General features: G+C 67.3%; 15 protein-coding genes. 11 read left to right on the forward strand and 4 right to left on the reverse strand.

Features of this window, described 5'->3' with window-relative positions; translation table 11 throughout:
• Window positions 1-252: 252 nt before the first annotated feature.
• The 8 genes from SPHN_RS13105 (at window position 253) to pal (ending at window position 7,574) form a co-directional block, all read left to right on the forward strand.
• Complete coding sequence (locus SPHN_RS13105) at window positions 253-1,272, forward strand: NAD(P)H-dependent flavin oxidoreductase (protein ID WP_248523956.1); 1,020 nt, start codon at window positions 253-255, stop codon at window positions 1,270-1,272.
• Window positions 1,273-1,692: 420 nt separating this feature from the next.
• On the forward strand, window positions 1,693-2,451 hold the full coding sequence (locus SPHN_RS13110; RefSeq protein ID WP_248523958.1) for a hypothetical protein: 759 nt from the start codon (window positions 1,693-1,695) through the stop codon (window positions 2,449-2,451).
• Between the two features lie 111 nt (window positions 2,452-2,562).
• Window positions 2,563-3,021 (forward strand): YbgC/FadM family acyl-CoA thioesterase, encoded by a 459-nt coding sequence (locus SPHN_RS13115; protein ID WP_248523960.1) that lies wholly within the window; start codon window positions 2,563-2,565, stop codon window positions 3,019-3,021.
• Window positions 3,018-3,710, forward strand: a complete 693-nt coding sequence (tolQ, locus tag SPHN_RS13120; RefSeq protein WP_248523962.1) for a protein TolQ — start codon at window positions 3,018-3,020, stop codon at window positions 3,708-3,710. Before SPHN_RS13115 ends, tolQ begins: the two co-directional genes overlap by 4 nt.
• 183 nt (window positions 3,711-3,893) lie before the next feature.
• Window positions 3,894-4,331, forward strand: a complete 438-nt coding sequence (gene tolR / locus SPHN_RS13125; protein WP_248523964.1) for a protein TolR — start codon at window positions 3,894-3,896, stop codon at window positions 4,329-4,331.
• 10 nt (window positions 4,332-4,341) lie between these two features.
• Window positions 4,342-5,376 carry a cell envelope biogenesis protein TolA gene (locus SPHN_RS13130; protein ID WP_248523966.1) on the forward strand — a complete coding sequence of 345 codons (1,035 nt, stop codon included), beginning with the start codon at window positions 4,342-4,344 and terminating at the stop codon, window positions 5,374-5,376.
• A 131-nt stretch (window positions 5,377-5,507) separates the two neighbouring features.
• Window positions 5,508-6,995 (forward strand): Tol-Pal system beta propeller repeat protein TolB, encoded by a 1,488-nt coding sequence (tolB, locus tag SPHN_RS13135; RefSeq protein ID WP_248523968.1) that lies wholly within the window; start codon window positions 5,508-5,510, stop codon window positions 6,993-6,995.
• 51 nt (window positions 6,996-7,046) lie between these two features.
• Window positions 7,047-7,574 (forward strand): peptidoglycan-associated lipoprotein Pal, encoded by a 528-nt coding sequence (pal, locus tag SPHN_RS13140; protein ID WP_248523970.1) that lies wholly within the window; start codon window positions 7,047-7,049, stop codon window positions 7,572-7,574.
• A gap of 246 nt (window positions 7,575-7,820) precedes the next feature.
• Here pal and SPHN_RS13145 read toward each other — a convergent pair whose 3' ends face one another.
• The 4 genes from SPHN_RS13145 to SPHN_RS13160 all read right to left on the reverse strand — a co-directional run bounded on the left by SPHN_RS13145 (window position 7,821) and on the right by SPHN_RS13160 (window position 11,496).
• On the reverse strand, window positions 7,821-8,684 hold the full coding sequence (locus SPHN_RS13145; RefSeq protein ID WP_248523972.1) for a S1/P1 nuclease: 864 nt from the start codon (window positions 8,682-8,684) through the stop codon (window positions 7,821-7,823).
• Complete coding sequence (locus tag SPHN_RS13150; protein WP_248523974.1) at window positions 8,681-9,601, reverse strand: isoaspartyl peptidase/L-asparaginase family protein; 921 nt, start codon at window positions 9,599-9,601, stop codon at window positions 8,681-8,683. The genes SPHN_RS13145 and SPHN_RS13150 overlap by 4 nt, the downstream gene beginning before the upstream one ends.
• Entirely contained in the window at window positions 9,598-10,737 is a 1,140-nt protein-coding gene (locus SPHN_RS13155; protein ID WP_248523976.1) for an acyltransferase family protein, read from the reverse strand. Before SPHN_RS13155 ends, SPHN_RS13150 begins: the two co-directional genes overlap by 4 nt.
• Window positions 10,738-10,974: 237 nt before the next feature.
• Window positions 10,975-11,496 (reverse strand): DUF1993 domain-containing protein, encoded by a 522-nt coding sequence (locus SPHN_RS13160; RefSeq protein ID WP_248523978.1) that lies wholly within the window; start codon window positions 11,494-11,496, stop codon window positions 10,975-10,977.
• A 131-nt stretch (window positions 11,497-11,627) separates the two neighbouring features.
• On the opposite strand from SPHN_RS13160, the gene ispG reads away from it, so the two are divergent.
• The 3 genes from ispG (at window position 11,628) to SPHN_RS13175 (ending at window position 14,486) form a co-directional block, all read left to right on the forward strand.
• On the forward strand, window positions 11,628-12,764 hold the full coding sequence (gene ispG / locus SPHN_RS13165; RefSeq protein WP_248523980.1) for a flavodoxin-dependent (E)-4-hydroxy-3-methylbut-2-enyl-diphosphate synthase: 1,137 nt from the start codon (window positions 11,628-11,630) through the stop codon (window positions 12,762-12,764).
• Between the two features lie 346 nt (window positions 12,765-13,110).
• Window positions 13,111-14,013, forward strand: a complete 903-nt coding sequence (locus tag SPHN_RS13170) for a DMT family transporter (RefSeq protein WP_248523982.1) — start codon at window positions 13,111-13,113, stop codon at window positions 14,011-14,013.
• Window positions 14,010-14,486, forward strand: coding sequence for a GNAT family N-acetyltransferase (locus SPHN_RS13175; protein ID WP_248523984.1), 477 nt, complete (start codon window positions 14,010-14,012; stop codon window positions 14,484-14,486). Before SPHN_RS13170 ends, SPHN_RS13175 begins: the two co-directional genes overlap by 4 nt.
• The last annotated feature ends 71 nt before the right edge of the window (window positions 14,487-14,557 follow it).

The following is a 14,557-nucleotide window of genomic DNA, read 5'->3' on the forward strand; positions in this document are numbered from 1 at the left end:
CGCCTCTGGCCGATCCGTCACCCCAACCCACGCCACCATCCCAGCCTACGCCGTCATCTCAGCCCACGCCGTCACCCCAGCGAAAGCTGGGGTCTCCCGCGGCAAGGGCGCGCGCTATCACCGGGAGATCCCAGCTTTCGCTGGGATGACGGATGTGGTTGGGATGACGGATAGATTCGCAAAGGCCGGCAGATTTGCAAAGGCCGGCAGATTTGCGAATATCGGCAGGGTTGCGACGACGGGGATGGATGCATGACGATCGGTACTGAGCGGCTGGCCCGCCGGATGGCGCGCGGCGCCGCATTCCTCGGGTCGGAGGTTGCGATCCTCGGCGGCGCGATGTCCTGGGTGAGCGAACGTCATCTCGTCTCCGCGATCTCGAACGCGGGCGGGTTTGGCGTGATCGCGTGCGGGGCGATGACGCCCGCGCTGCTCGATACCGAGATCGCCGCGACCAAGGCGATGACCGACAAGCCGTTCGGCGTGAACCTCATCACGATGCACCCCGACCTGTTCGAGCTGATCGCGGTCTGCGCGAAGCACAAGGTCGGCCACGTCGTGCTCGCGGGTGGCCTGCCGCTCAAGGGCAGCATCGAGGCGATCAAGGAAACCGGCGCGAAGCTGATCGCGTTCTCGCCTGCGCTGGCGCTCGCGAAGAAGCTGATTCGCTCGGGTGTCGACGCGCTGGTGATCGAGGGCATGGAGGCCGGCGGCCATATCGGCCCGGTCTCGACCAGCGTGCTCGCGCAGGAAATGCTGCCCGAGATCGCCGAGCAAGTTCCCGTGTTCGTCGCGGGCGGGATCGGTCGCGGCGAAGCGATCGCCGGGTATCTCGACATGGGTGCGGCGGGCGTCCAGCTCGGCACGCTGTTCGTGTGCGCGACCGAATCGATCGCGCACGCCAATTTCAAGAAAGCGTTCATCCGCGCCTCGGCGCGCGATGCGATCGCCAGTGTGCAGATCGATGCGCGGCTTCCGGTGATCCCGGTCCGCGCGCTGAAGAACGCGTCGAGCGAGTTGTTCACGGCGAAGCAGCGTGAGGTTGCCGGGCATCTGGATGGTGGTCGGGTCGAGATGGCCGAGGCGCAGTTGCAGATCGAGCATTACTGGGCGGGTGCGCTGCGCCGCGCGGTGATCGACGGCGATGTCGAGCACGGCTCGGTGATGGCAGGCCAGTCGGTCGGCATGGTCAAGCGCGAGGAGCCCGTCGCGGACATCATCGCCGGGCTGATGGCGCAGGCCGCGGCGGCGCTGGAAGCACGCGCGGTTTAAGGCGGTTCTGATCCTCCCCCGCAAGGGGGAGGTGGCAGGCTCTTGCCTGACGGAGGGGGAGGTTAGCGCCGACTTCTGTTCCGTGTCCTCCCCCTCCGTCGCCTAAGGGCGCCACCTCCCCCTTGCGGGGGAGGATCGAGAGGGCGCTCCCTCTTAACGGCCAATACTCCCACCGGCTTCCACCAAGCACCACCACGGCGGAGGCCGGGGCCCAGTTGGGGGACGTCGCTGACTGAGGTTACGCTCCGTTACTGCAACCTTTCCAACTGGCCCCGGCCTACGCCGGGGTGGAAGCGATCCGGGAAACCCAAACCCCAACGCCGCCCCCTCTCCACTCACCGCAAACCACGTACGGCTTACGTCTCGTTAACCTAATCCCTGCATACAGTGTCCCGTCGGGGGACGTTACGAGGTGTTGCGATGAGTCGTCGGTTTGCTTTGCTGTCCGTTACCGCGCTGGGCCTGCTGGCCGGCTGCACGTCGAAGCCAAGGACCGTGGCGCAGGTCGCGCCGCCCGTGATCATGGTGCCGGTGCCCGCGCCGACGATGCCGAAGGGCGCGTCGCCGACCATCGTCATCCCCGTCGCGCTGGCCGATGGCACCTATCCTACGCCGAATCGCAACCTGACGACGTCCGCCAAGGTCTGGCATCTCCGCGCCGCGCTCAACGTCGCCGCGCTTGCGTGCCGGGGGCCGCAGGAGTTGACGATCGTCGCGGGCTATAACGCGCTGTTGTCGGCGCAGAAGCCGGTGCTCGCCAAGGCCGAGGCGACCTATGCCAGCGAGTACAAGGCGGGCGGCGGCGACTGGCAGGATCGCTACGACGATTCGATGACGCGCCTGTACAACTTCTTCTCGCAGTCCCCCGCGCGCGACGAGTTCTGCGCGGCGGCAGGGGCCGTCCTCGCGCAGAGCACGGGTCTTACCGCCGAGGCACTGCCAGCGTTCGCCGCGCAGAACCTGCCCTTGCTCGAGCGGCCGTTCACCGATTTCTACCGCGCGGTCGATGCGTGGCGCGGTCGCACGGTGCGTCCGGTCCAGCCGCAGCTGGTCGCCTCGCGCCAATATGCATCGAACATGCCGGTGCAGACGATCACGCAGGCCCGGCTCCAGCCGATCTCCCAGCCGGTGCCTCCCGCGCAGCCTCGCCTGAAGCTCGACGCCAGCGTCTTCCAGTAACCACGTTGCGATCCTCCCCCGCCAGGGGGAGGATAGTAGAGTGGCGTTACCGCGAACATCTTGCAGGCAATGGTTGGCTTCCCTGCGAAGACTGGGTTAACAGCCGCGGGAATGGCTGATGTTTCAGATCGTCCGGCGGAAGGCCGCTTCGAAGGGCGCGAGCACCGGTTTCCGGTGCGCGTGTATTTCGAGGACACCGATCTGTCGGGCGCGGTCTATCACGCCAACTATCTGCGCTACATGGAACGCGCGCGGTCGGACATGCTGCGGGTCGGCGGGATCGACCAGCGCGCGGCGTTCGAGGCCGGCGAGGGCTCCTACGCGATCACCAGCGCCACCATCCGCTATGCCGCGCCCGCCAAGCTCGACGACGCGCTGCTGGTCGTCTCACGGATCACACAAGTCCGCGCCGCGGGCGTTGCCATTCATCAAAGGGTCATGCGCGACGGGCTTGTCTTGGCCGAGGCGGACATTGTGGCGGCATTGGTCGCTCCCAACGGTCGCCCACGCCGCCAGCCACGCGCATGGATCGATATCTACGAACGCCTAGTCTGGCAGGGGGAAGCATGAATCCGGTGTTGACTATGGATAGCGCGACGCTGTCGCCGATCCACTTGTTCCTGCAGGCCGACTGGGTCGTGAAGGGCGTGATGATCGGGCTGCTGCTCGCCAGCATCTGGACCTGGGCGCTGATCGTCGCGTTCTGGCGGCGGATCGGCAAGACGCGCAAGAACATGGTGCGGTTCGAACGCGATTTCTGGAAGGCCGAGGATATCGACGTCTTCTACAAGGCGGAGGGCGAGAGCGCCTTGCCGTCCGCGCGCGTGTTCGCGGCGGGCGTGACCGAGTGGCGGCGCTCGACCGCGGGCGGCACGATTGACAAGAGCGGCACGCGCGAGCGACTGGCGACGACGATGGGCGCAGCGGTCGCGAGCGAGATCGACACGCTGTCGGACCGGCTGAACGTGCTGGCGACGGTCGGCTCGGTCGCGCCGTTCGTCGGGCTGTTCGGCACGGTGTGGGGCATCATGCGGAGCTTCACCAGCATCGCGGCGGCGCAGAACACGTCGCTGGCGGTGGTGGCACCGGGGATCGCGGAGGCGCTGTTCGCGACGGCGATCGGGCTGTTCGCGGCGATCCCCGCGGTGATCGCGTACAACCGGTTTTCGCACGGCATCAACCGGATCGAGGCGAGCCTGAACCGGTTCGCCGACGGCTTCCACACGACCCTGTCGCGCCAACTGGACGGCTCGCGATGAGCGCGACGCAAATCCTCCCCGGCACGGGGAGGGGGACCGCGACGCGCAGCGGCGTGGTGGAGGGGGTTCTCCACGCAGCGGAGCATGTGTGGAACGAGGTACTCCACGCAGCGCAGCGTTTGACGCACGCCCCCACCACCAGCTTCGCTGGTCCCTCTCCCCGCGAGCGGGGAGGATTTTAGCGTGGCGATGAACCTTCCTTCCTCCCGCGGGCGTGGCCGCCGCGCGCCGATGGCGGATATCAACGTCACGCCGCTGGTCGACGTGATGCTGGTGCTGCTGATCATCTTCATGGTGACCGCGCCGCTGATGACCGCGGGCGTGCCGGTGAACCTGCCCGACGCGCGCGCGAAAGCGCTCGACCAGGAGCAGAAGCCCGTCGAGATCTCGATGGACGAGACCGGCGCGCTGTTCATCGACCAGGATCAGGTCGCCGACGACGCGCTGCCGATCCGGCTCGCATCGATCGCCGCAAGCCGCGCGGTCGGCGACGAACCTCAGGTGCTGCTGCGCGCGGACCGGAAGCTCGATTACGGCCGCGTGATGCGGGTGATGGGCGAACTCAACCGCGCCGGGCTGAACCGCGTCGCGCTGGTGACCGTCGAGGGCAACCAGAACTGATGGCTGGCTGATGGATCGTTCGGAGAAGATCGGCTTAGGTGTTGCCGTCGTCGGGCATGCGGTGCTGTTCGGCTTGCTGTCGCTCGGTTTTCTCAGCGCGCCCGAACCGCCGAAGATCACCCAGCAGCCGATCGACGTGAGCCTCGTGCCCGATGTCGCGCTTGAGGCGACGGCGCCGCAATCGACCGAGGCGCCTGCGCAATCGATCGCGCCGGACGAGGGTGCGCCCGAGGATGCGGCGCCACCCGCGCCGCAAGAGGCCGAACCCGAGCCGCAGCCCGATCCCACACCGCCCGCGCCGCAGCCCAAGCCCGCGCCGCCGAAACCGGCACCGAAGCCGCAACCGACGCCGGAACCCGCGCCCAGGCCCCAGCCCAAACCCAAGCCCGCGCCACCGAAGCCCGCCGCCAAGCCGGCCCCGGTCGCGAAGCCCGTGGTAAAGCCGCAGCCCAAGCCGACCAAGGCCAAGCCGACCAAGGCTGCGCCGGCGAAATCTGCGCCGGCGAAAACCGCGGCGAAATCGAAGGATACGGCCGCCAAGTCGTCGTCGAGTTCGGCCAAGCCCGCCAAGCCGTCTTCGACCAAGGGCAGTGGCTCGACTGCGGAGGCCAAGACCTCGCGCCCGCGCGGCTCGCGGCTCGGCGATAATTTCCTGAAGGGGCTGTCGGCCGATCCGTCGCCCAGCAAGTCCGAGGCGCCCAAGGCCGCCAAGCTCGGGGCACAGGCAGCGGCGAATATCGGCTCGGCGATCCTGCGGCAGGTGCAGCCCTGCGCGAACCGTCAGGTCACGCCGGGGCCGGGCGCCGAGCGCATCCGCGTGACGATCAACCTGAAGCTCAACCGCGACGGCACGCTCAAGTCGCGGCCGACGATCAGCGGTCATGCCGGCGTCGACGACGACAACCGGCGCTATGTCGACCGAGTCGACGATCTGGCGATCGCGACCTTCGTCGGGTGTTCGCCGCTACGCGGTTTGCCCGACGACCTGTATGACGTGCAGAACGGCTGGAGCAATTTCAGCCTGCGCTACAAACTTCCCGGCTGAGGATGTCCGTTATGACTCGATCGATCCTGGGGTTTTTCCCTTCGCGCCAGACCCTTCCGGTTGCGGGTGACCGCTCAACGCAAGGTAACCACCCCGGCGCAGGCCGGGGCCCAATTCCGAAGGTCGATGTAATGATGCGCAACGCTCCCTCGGCAGCGTCCCCCAATTGGGCCCCGGCCTTCGCCGGGGTGGTGTTGGGTGGGCGTAAGGCTCGTGCGGTTCTTGCTTCGGTTGGGCTGCTCGCGTTCGTCTCCGGTAGTGCAGCGTACGCACAGGACGCACCCGCTCCAGCACCAGCCCCCCAGCAAGCCCCCGCCGATTCCGCAGCACCCGCCGCCCCGGCCGGCGACCAGTCCGGCGGCCTCGTGGTCGACGTCACCGGCGGCATCTCCGCGCCGATGCCGATCGCGATCCCCGTCATGCCGACCGCCGCAGTGGTGTCGACGCCCGCAGGCTCGACCGACGTCCTCGGCCGCCAGCTGTCCGAAATCGTCACCAACGACCTCCGCAATTCCGGCCTGTTCACGCCGCTGTCGCCCGGCCAGCTTCGCCCGGTCAGCTTCCCCGAAGTCACCGCGCCGGGGTTCGACTATTGGGGCGGCACCGGCGCACAGGCGCTGGTGCAGGGCTTCATCCGCGCCAACGGCGACGGCAATTTGACGGTCGGCTGCTACCTCTACGACGTGTCGTCCAAGGCCGAACTCACGCGCACCGGCTTCGTCGTGTCGCCGTCGGACTGGCGCCGCGCAGGTCATAAATGCGCCGACATGGTCTATACCCGCCTCACCGGCGAAGGCGCCTATTTCGACAGCCGCGTCGTCTATGTGTCCGAGACCGGCCCCAAGGGTCGCCGCATCAAGCGGCTCGCGATCATGGATCAAGACGGCGCCAATCACCGCTTCCTGACCAACGGCCAGTCGATCGTGCTGACGCCGCGGTTCGCGCCGAACCAGCAGTCGATCGTCTATATGAGCTATCTCAACAATCGCCCGGCGATCTACGTCTATGACATCGGCTCGGGCAAGCAGCGGCTGGTGGTCGCGAACGCGAACCTGACGTTTGCGCCGCGCTTCTCGCCGGACGGCCGCAACATCCTGTTCTCGATGGCACAGGGCGGTAACACCGACGTGTACCGCGTCTCGTCGCAGGGCGGCACGCCGCAACGCCTGACCAACTCGCCGGGGATCGATACCGGCGGGTCCTATTCGCCGGACGGCTCGAAGATCGTGTTCGAGAGCGACCGCTCGGGCGGCCAGCAGATCTACGTGATGAACGCGGACGGCTCGAACCAGCAGCGGATCAGCTTCGGCGGCGGGCGCTATGCGACGCCGGTGTGGAGCCCGCGCGGCGACCTGATCGCCTTTACCAAGCTCGGTGGCGGCTTCCGCATCGGCATCATGAGCCCTAGCGGTGGCGGCGAGAAACTGCTCACGAACGACTGGCAGGACGAGGGTCCGAGCTGGTCGCCGAACGGTCGCGTGATTAACTTCTATCGCTCGGGACGCGGCAGCGGCGGCAAGGCGGACCTCTGGTCGGTCGACCTGACCGGCGTCAACGAGCGCAAGATCCCGACGCCGCTCGACGGGTCGGATCCGGCCTGGGGCCCGCTTCGCCCCTAAACCTGCTATGGGGGCGTAACGGGGAATATGATTTTCTACGGGAGACTGTCTATGTCGAAGCTTTCCAACATCTTGCTTGCGTGTACCGCGCTGATCGCCGTCGCCGGCTGTGCGAAGAAGCGTCCCGCCGTGCTGCCGCCGGCACCGGTCGACAATAACGCGCCGGTCGATCCCAATGCGGGCATGAACAATGGGAACGTCGGCGGCGCGATCGTGCCGGGGTCGGACGCCGACTTCCAGCGCTCGGTCAGCTCCAACACGGTGAATTTCGGTCTCGACATGTACGACATCGACCCGACCGCGCGCGCGATCCTCGACAGCCAGGCGCAGTGGCTGGCCAAGTTCCCGAACCAGCGCATCACGATCGAAGGCCATGCCGACGAGCGTGGCACGCGTGAGTATAACCTCGCGCTCGGCGATCGTCGTGCGAACGCGACGAAGAACTATCTGGCAGCAAAGGGCGTGTCGTCGTCGCGGATGACGACGATCAGCTATGGCAAGGAGCGCCCGGTGGCGATGGGCTCGGACGACCAGAGCTGGGCGGCCAACCGTCGTGCGGTCACGGTGGTGCTGAACTAGGTTTATCAGCGGTAGGTGCGTGCCGGGCAAAGTTGCTGTCCGGCACGCGCGGCTAAGATTTTCCGTCATCCTGACGAAAGTCAGGACCCAGACTAACGGGCGGCGCGCTTCATGGCTCTGGGTCCTGACTTTCGTCAGGATGACGGAACTTTTTGGACGGGCGGTCCAGGCCTGACGCCCCTCACCCTCCCACGTGCAAGAACACGCGGGCCCCTCCCTCTCCCAGCAGGGGAGAAGGGTAGTGGTTTAGCCCAGGGCCTTGTCGAGCAATTTCGCCAACCTGATCCCCCCACGGCGGATTTCCTCGCGCGATACCGGCATCATCTTCGCGATCGTCGCGTCGTCCATCTTCACCCGCGCCGGAACCGTACCACACGCGTCCCCGCCAAGCGCCGCCGCATACGCCGTATGCGACGCTTCCCATGACTCCCGGCTCCAGTCGACGACCGTCCCCGCGCCGATCTTCGCCCGCTCGGCCGCCGGATAGCGCCGCACCAGCGACGGCGGCGTCGAGATCGCGCGTTCCGCCAGCGGGCCGTCCCAGATCGAATGCAGGTTGAACCTCGCCGGCCCGTAGATCCCGTAATCCGCCTTAACGTCGTTGCCGCCCTTGTCGTGGCGGTCGCCGGCGTGGAGCGGCTGGTGCAGGTCGCCGACGAAGTGGATCAGGAACGCCAGCGCCTGGACGCGGTCCTTCGGCGACGTGGCGCGATCCCGCAGCAGCGTAACGTCGCGGTCGATCTGTGCCGAGACGCAGTCGCCGTCCTTGCACGCGGGCGTCAGGTCGAACGGCGCACAGACGTCGGCGTTCTGGTAGTGCCAGCTATACGCGAACCCGAAGCGCGACTTGCCGTCGGCGGTCTTCAGCGGCTTGATGCAATCCGCCCAGACGCTCGCCTCCTCGATCGTGCCCGCCGGGCATTCGGGCGTGTCGAGCAACGCCTGTTGCGCGAGCAGTTTCCGGATCGCGACCTTGGTCTTCGGCGTGACGTTGGCATAGGCGATCTGCGCGACGGTCTGGTGGCCATATTCCCAGAACGCGGTGGCGGGGGAGGCGAGGCCGGTAACAGCCAGGACTGACGATGCGGCGGTGAGGAGATAGCGCTTCATGCCGCTTCGTTAGCGTAGATCGCGACCGTCCGGCTACCCGCTGACGAAGCGGTGCCGCGGTACATGCCGACGGTGTTGAACCCCCAGGCCATGTCGCCGTCCGGCCCCGCGACGATCACGCCGCCAGTGCCGCCGAGCGCCTTCACTTCGGCGAGCACCGCGTCGGCGGCGACTTGCGGCGATTCGCCCGACAGGCGGACGCGCGCGGCGATCTCATGGCCGACGCCGACGCGGAGGAAGAACTCGCCCGAGCCGGTGCACGATACCGCACAAGCGCGATCGTCCGCGAAGGTGCCCGCGCCGATCACGGGCGTATCGCCGATCCGGCCCCAGCGCTTGCCGGTGACCCCACCGGTCGAGGTGGCGGCGGCGACGTGGCCGTGCGTGTCGCAGGCGACCGCGCCGACCGTGCCGTATTTCATATCGACGTCGAACCCGCCGCCATCCGCCTGGAACTCGGCGAATTGCCGGCGGCGTTCGTCGGTCGCGAACCACTCCGCATCGGCTTGCGGCAGTCCGCGATCGCGCGAGAATGCGTCCGCGCCCTTGCCGGCGAGGAACACGTGCCGCCCGTCGTCCAGGATCGCGCGCGCGAGCCCGACCGGGTTGCGCGTGGCGGTCGCTGCGGCGACGGCGCCGGCGGCTCGCGTCCGGCCGTCCATGATCGCCGCGTCCAGCTCCAGCGTGCCGTCATGCGTGAAGACCGCCCCTCGGCCCGAATTGAAGTGTGGATCGTCTTCCAGCATGCGGACCGCTGCTTCGACAGCGTCGAGCGCGCTGCCGCCATCCGCCAGCACTTTCGACCCGGCGTCGAGTGCGTTCGACAGGCCGGCTCGCGCGCCCGCATCCTGCTCGGGCGATACCATCTCGCTGTCGAGTTTGCCGGCGCCGCCGTGGATGACGAGGGTCCAGGTCATGCTGAGTCTTTCGAAGGCAGGGCGCGAAGGCCGATGAGGGGACGGAGCGGCGCGATGCTGCGACCGATCCAGTAGAAGGCGACGCAGCCGAAGATCGTCGCAGCCAGCAGGCCCGCGAACTCCACCCAACCCGGCAGGCCGGCGGGGAGCAGCGCATACATGACGAGGACGATGATCGTCTGGTGGATCAGATAGAACGGGAACACCGCCTCGGTCAGCATCGGCCGCCAGCGATGGTCGCGGTTCCAATGCCGCTCGGCGATTCCGATAAGCGCGACGATCGCACCCCATTGCTCGACCGCGTGGGCGATGCCGTAGGGCGTGTAGACCCAGCGCGGCGTCACGACATCCGCCAGCCAGCGCAGCTCGATGCCGATAATCACGATATAGCCGAACAGCGCGGCGAACGCGCCCGCCTTCCACCAGCGCGCGATCGCCGCCATCGCGGGCTCGGACCGCGCAAGGCCGAAGCCGAACAGGAAGGCGGGGAAATAGGTGACGTGTGCGATCCAGTCGCCCCACAAAGCCTGCGTATCGCCGACCATGCGCATCCACCAGGCATGGACGAACACGAGCCAGGCGACCGGCAGCAGCACCACCGCCCAGCCGCCGAACACTCGGTCGAACGCGCGTTGCAACCACTGGCCTCGGACGACGATCACCCCGAGCGTCAGGACGGTCGTGTAGACCCAGAGATAGACGACGAACCAGAGGTGGTTCCAGGTCGGCAGCGACAGCCCGGCGAGCGTGTCGAAGCGGAAATAATCGTGTGTCCAGAACGTCCAATAGCTGCCCGCATAGCCATGCTTGGTGACCAGTTCGACCCAGGGTTGCGGCGGTACGATCACCGCGATTCCGAAGACCAGCGGCACGAGCAGCCGGTTGCAGCGATTGGCGAAGAACCCGGCGGTGCCGCTCGATCGGGCGAGCAGCGCGCGGCTGGCATAGCCCGACACGACGAACAGCAAGGTGAGGCGCCACGCGTTGCTGGCGAGCATCGGCAGCCGTACCCAGTCCTCGACATGGAGCGACTTCACGTGGAAATTCCACGGCACGAAGACCATGCCGATATGATAGACGATCAGCAGGGCGAACGCGCCGATCCGCAGCCAGTCCATGCCGAAATGCCGATTCATCGCGCGGCCCTACGGGGCGGGGGGCGGTGCCGCAAGCGCAGGACGGTCGAGGTGGTGCGCAGAACCGACCGGTATCCCTGCAATCCTCCCCCGCAAGGGGGAGGTGGCTGGCGCTAGCCAGACGGAGGGGGAGGACACGGAGCAGAGGTTTCCCTTCCCGCCCCCTCCGTCACCTTCGGCGCCACCTCCCCCTGGCGGGGGAGGATCGATGTATCCCCGCGCCTGTGTTCGGCCAGTTCAAACCTTGATGCGCGGCGTGCCCATGAAGTCGCGCTTGCCGATCGGCACGCCCTGGGCGCGCAGGATCGCGTAGGCCGTCGTCGCGTGGAAATAGAAGTTCGGCTGCGAGAACGACAGCAGGAAGTTCGCGCCGGTGAACGGCATGACGAACGTCCCGAACTCGAACTTGGTGTCGTTGTCGGCGAGCACGTCGAACGCCTCCCGGTCGATCGCTTCCAAGGTGGCGATCGCGTCGCGCAGGACGGCGTGAAGCCCCGCAAAATCGGTCGGCCAGGCGGACCGGTCGGGCGAGAAGGTGCCGCAGCGGACGCCTTCGATCCCGCCGACCGAATGCGCTGCGCACGACTTCACCTGATACCCGAACGGCAGCATGTCGTCGGCGAGCTTCGCGTCGATCAGCGTCGCGGGCTCGATCCCGCGCTCGACCGCGAACGCTTCCGCCTTGTCGAGCAACACGTCGACCGCGCGGAGAATCTGGAGGTTCGAGGGGATCGTCGCATCGTAGAGGGAAAGCGTCATCGACCGGGCTCCTATGTGTCGCGCCGCTATGGCCGACGTTGGCCGCGCTCGCCAGCGCCGTCCTTGCCGGCGATGTTCCGTTTCACCGCGCAAGTCGCTATATACGCCCTCGAACCCCCCGAGGAATCCCCATGTCCCTTCGTCCCTGGCGCGATATCACCCGCCGCAAGAGCCGCCAGATCATGGTCGGCAACGTCCCCGTCGGCGGCGATGCGCCGGTCACCGTGCAGACCATGACCAACACCCCGACCGACGATGTGCGCGCGACGGTCGACCAGATCCGGCGCTGCGAAGAGGCGGGCGTCGACATCATCCGCGTCAGCTGCCCCGACGTCGAATCGACCACCGCGCTGAAGCAGATCGTCCGTGCCAGCCGCGTGCCGATCGTCGCGGACATCCATTTCCACTACAAGCGCGCACTCGAAGCCGCCGATGCAGGTGCCGCGTGCCTGCGCATCAATCCGGGCAATATCGGCTCGGCATCGCGTGTGAAGGAGGTCGTCGACGCGGCCAAGTCCAACGGCTGCGCGATCCGGATCGGCGTCAACGGCGGCTCGCTCGAGCGGCACCTGCTCGAGAAATACGGCGAGCCTTGCCCCGATGCGCTGGTCGAGTCGGCGCTCGATCACATCAAGCTGCTGCAGGATCACGACTTCCACGAGTTCAAGGTCGCGGTGAAGGCCTCCGACCTGTTCCTCGCGGTCGCGGCGTATCAGCAGCTCGCCGAACAGGTCGATTGCCCGCTCCATCTCGGCATCACCGAGGCGGGCGGGTTCGTCGGCGGCACGGTGAAGTCCGCGATCGGGATGGGCAGCCTGCTCTGGTACGGCATCGGCGACACGATCCGCGTGTCGCTGTCCGCCGAGCCGGAAGAGGAAGTCCGCGTCGGCTTCGAGATCCTCAAGTCGCTCGGCATCCGTAACCGCGGCGTCCGCGTCGTGTCGTGCCCATCGTGCGCGCGGCAGGGCTTCGACGTGATCCGCACCGTGCAGGCGCTGGAGGAACGGCTCCAGCACATCCGCACGCCGATGTCCTTGTCGGTGCTCGGCTGCGTCGTCAACGGCCCCGGCGAAGCGCGCGAGACCGACATCGGCATCACTGGCGGCGGCAACGGCAAGCACATGGTGTACCTCTCGGGCGTCACCGACCACCACGTCCAGGACGCCGACATGGTCGACCACATCGTCCGGCTTGTCGAGGCCAAGGCGGCTGAGATAGAAACCGCGGACGAAGCCGCCGCGGCGCTGGTGCCGGTGGCGGCGGAGTAGCGCGCTCGCGGTCGAGCGATCGGTTCCGTCATCCTGACGAAAGTCAGGACCCAGAGCCATGAAGTGCGCCGGTCGTTACCCTGGGTCCTGACTTTCGTCAGGATGACGGGGTGAGGGGGCAGCCTACCATATTCGGTTCTCCCGCGAAGGCGGGAGCCCAGGGTTTCAAGCGCTAGCGTTCGTAATCCTGGACCCCCGCTTTCGCGGGAGAACGGCACGCCCGGTCTTGGACGTCAGCCGATCCAAAGGGGGGATCGCCATCGATACACGCTGCGATAGCGCCGGTGCGTGATGGCGGTTAAGCCGCTTCCATGACCATCCCAGCCGTTCCTGCGTAACTGCCGTCGTGACGAAACCCCGCACCGTCTCCCCCGCATTGGCCTTCGCCGTTGCCGCGTTTGGCATCGGGCTGTTCTCCATGATGGACGCGGTGATGAAGTCGCTCGTCCTTGCGATCGGCGTCTATAACGCGCTGCTGTGGCGGCAGATGATCAGCGTCGGGCTCGGCGCGGTCGCATGGAAGCTCGGGAACAGCGGACGGCCGAGCAAGCGGGCGCTGAAACTGCACTGCGCGCGCGGGCTGGTGACGACCGCGATGGCGGTTCTGTTCTTCTGGGGGCTGGCCCGCGTGCCGATGGCGCAGGCGATTTCGCTGACCTACATCGCGCCGATACTCGCGTTGCTGCTCGCGGCGCTTACGCTGGGTGAGCGCGTCGGGTGGAAGACGTTCGTCGCGTCGATCGCCGCGCTTGGCGGCGTGCTGGTGGTGATGATCGGGCAAGGGCGGGAGGTGCCTGGACCCGAGACGTTCCATGGCACGCTGGCGATCCTCGGGTCGGCGGTGCTGTATGCGGTCAACCTCGTGATCGCGCGGTTGCAGAGCCAGGCGGCACGGCCCGGCGAGATCGCGTTCTTCCAGGCGCTCGTGATCACCGCGACGCTGGCGCTGGCGGCACCCTGGCTGGCGGTGGTGCCCGAGGCTGCGCAGTGGCCCAAGCTCGTGCTTGCCGCAGGGCTCGCGACCTCGTCGTTGTGGCTGCTCGGCTGGGCGTACGCGCATGGCGACACCGGCTTCCTCGCGACCACCGAATACACCTCGTTCGTCTACGCCGCGGTGCTGGGTTTCCTGGTGTTCGGCGAGCGGGTATCCGCGTTCACGCTGGCAGGCGCGGCGATCATCGTCGTCGCGTGCCTGTACGCGGCGCGGCGGCGTGACATCGCGCAGAGTTCGATCGAGGCAAGTGCATGACCCATATCCGTTCCGCCACCGCCGTCGATGTCGGCACGATCCTGCGCTTCATTCGCGAACTCGCCGCGTTCGAGCGCGAGCCCGATGCGGTCGAGGCGACCGAGCCGATGCTGGAAGACGCGCTGTTCGGGGAGCGGCCGGCAGCGGAGGCTCTGATCGCGGAAAACGCTGACGGCCCGCTCGGCTTCGCGCTGTTCTTCCATAATTTCTCGACCTGGACGGGCAAGCGCGGGCTGTATCTCGAGGATCTGTACGTGACCCCGGAAGCACGCGGGCAGGGGGTCGGCGGTGCGCTGCTGTCGCATCTCGCCGGCATGGCGCTCGATCGCGGGTGCGCGCGGTTCGAATGGTCGGTGCTCGACTGGAACGCCGATGCGATCGCGTTCTACCGGAAGGTCGGCGCGGTCGGGATGGAAGACTGGACGATCCAGCGTATGTCCGGAGATGCGCTAGTCAGGCTGGCGGGGCGGTAAGAGGGCCACCGCTGCGGCGAACACCGGTCGCGTCATATGGTACCTCCCCGGCGCAGGCCGGGGCCCAATTG

Source organism: Sphingomonas faeni, from assembly GCF_023195535.1.
GTDB lineage: Bacteria > Pseudomonadota > Alphaproteobacteria > Sphingomonadales > Sphingomonadaceae > Sphingomonas > Sphingomonas faeni_B.

Coding starts and splice junctions, on each gene's coding strand:
- SPHN_RS13105 (WP_248523956.1), top strand. CDS start 253: ATGACGATCGGTACTGAGCGGCTGGCCCGCCGGATGGCGCGCGGCGCC.
- SPHN_RS13110 (WP_248523958.1), top strand. CDS start 1,693: ATGAGTCGTCGGTTTGCTTTGCTGTCCGTTACCGCGCTGGGCCTGCTG.
- SPHN_RS13115 (WP_248523960.1), top strand. CDS start 2,563: ATGGCTGATGTTTCAGATCGTCCGGCGGAAGGCCGCTTCGAAGGGCGC.
- tolQ (WP_248523962.1), top strand. CDS start 3,018: ATGAATCCGGTGTTGACTATGGATAGCGCGACGCTGTCGCCGATCCAC.
- SPHN_RS13130 (WP_248523966.1), top strand. CDS start 4,342: ATGGATCGTTCGGAGAAGATCGGCTTAGGTGTTGCCGTCGTCGGGCAT.
- tolB (WP_248523968.1), top strand. CDS start 5,508: ATGATGCGCAACGCTCCCTCGGCAGCGTCCCCCAATTGGGCCCCGGCC.
- pal (WP_248523970.1), top strand. CDS start 7,047: ATGTCGAAGCTTTCCAACATCTTGCTTGCGTGTACCGCGCTGATCGCC.
- SPHN_RS13145 (WP_248523972.1), bottom strand. CDS start 8,684: ATGAAGCGCTATCTCCTCACCGCCGCATCGTCAGTCCTGGCTGTTACC.
- SPHN_RS13150 (WP_248523974.1), bottom strand. CDS start 9,601: ATGACCTGGACCCTCGTCATCCACGGCGGCGCCGGCAAACTCGACAGC.
- SPHN_RS13155 (WP_248523976.1), bottom strand. CDS start 10,737: ATGAATCGGCATTTCGGCATGGACTGGCTGCGGATCGGCGCGTTCGCC.
- SPHN_RS13160 (WP_248523978.1), bottom strand. CDS start 11,496: ATGACGCTTTCCCTCTACGATGCGACGATCCCCTCGAACCTCCAGATT.
- ispG (WP_248523980.1), top strand. CDS start 11,628: ATGTCCCTTCGTCCCTGGCGCGATATCACCCGCCGCAAGAGCCGCCAG.
- SPHN_RS13175 (WP_248523984.1), top strand. CDS start 14,010: ATGACCCATATCCGTTCCGCCACCGCCGTCGATGTCGGCACGATCCTG.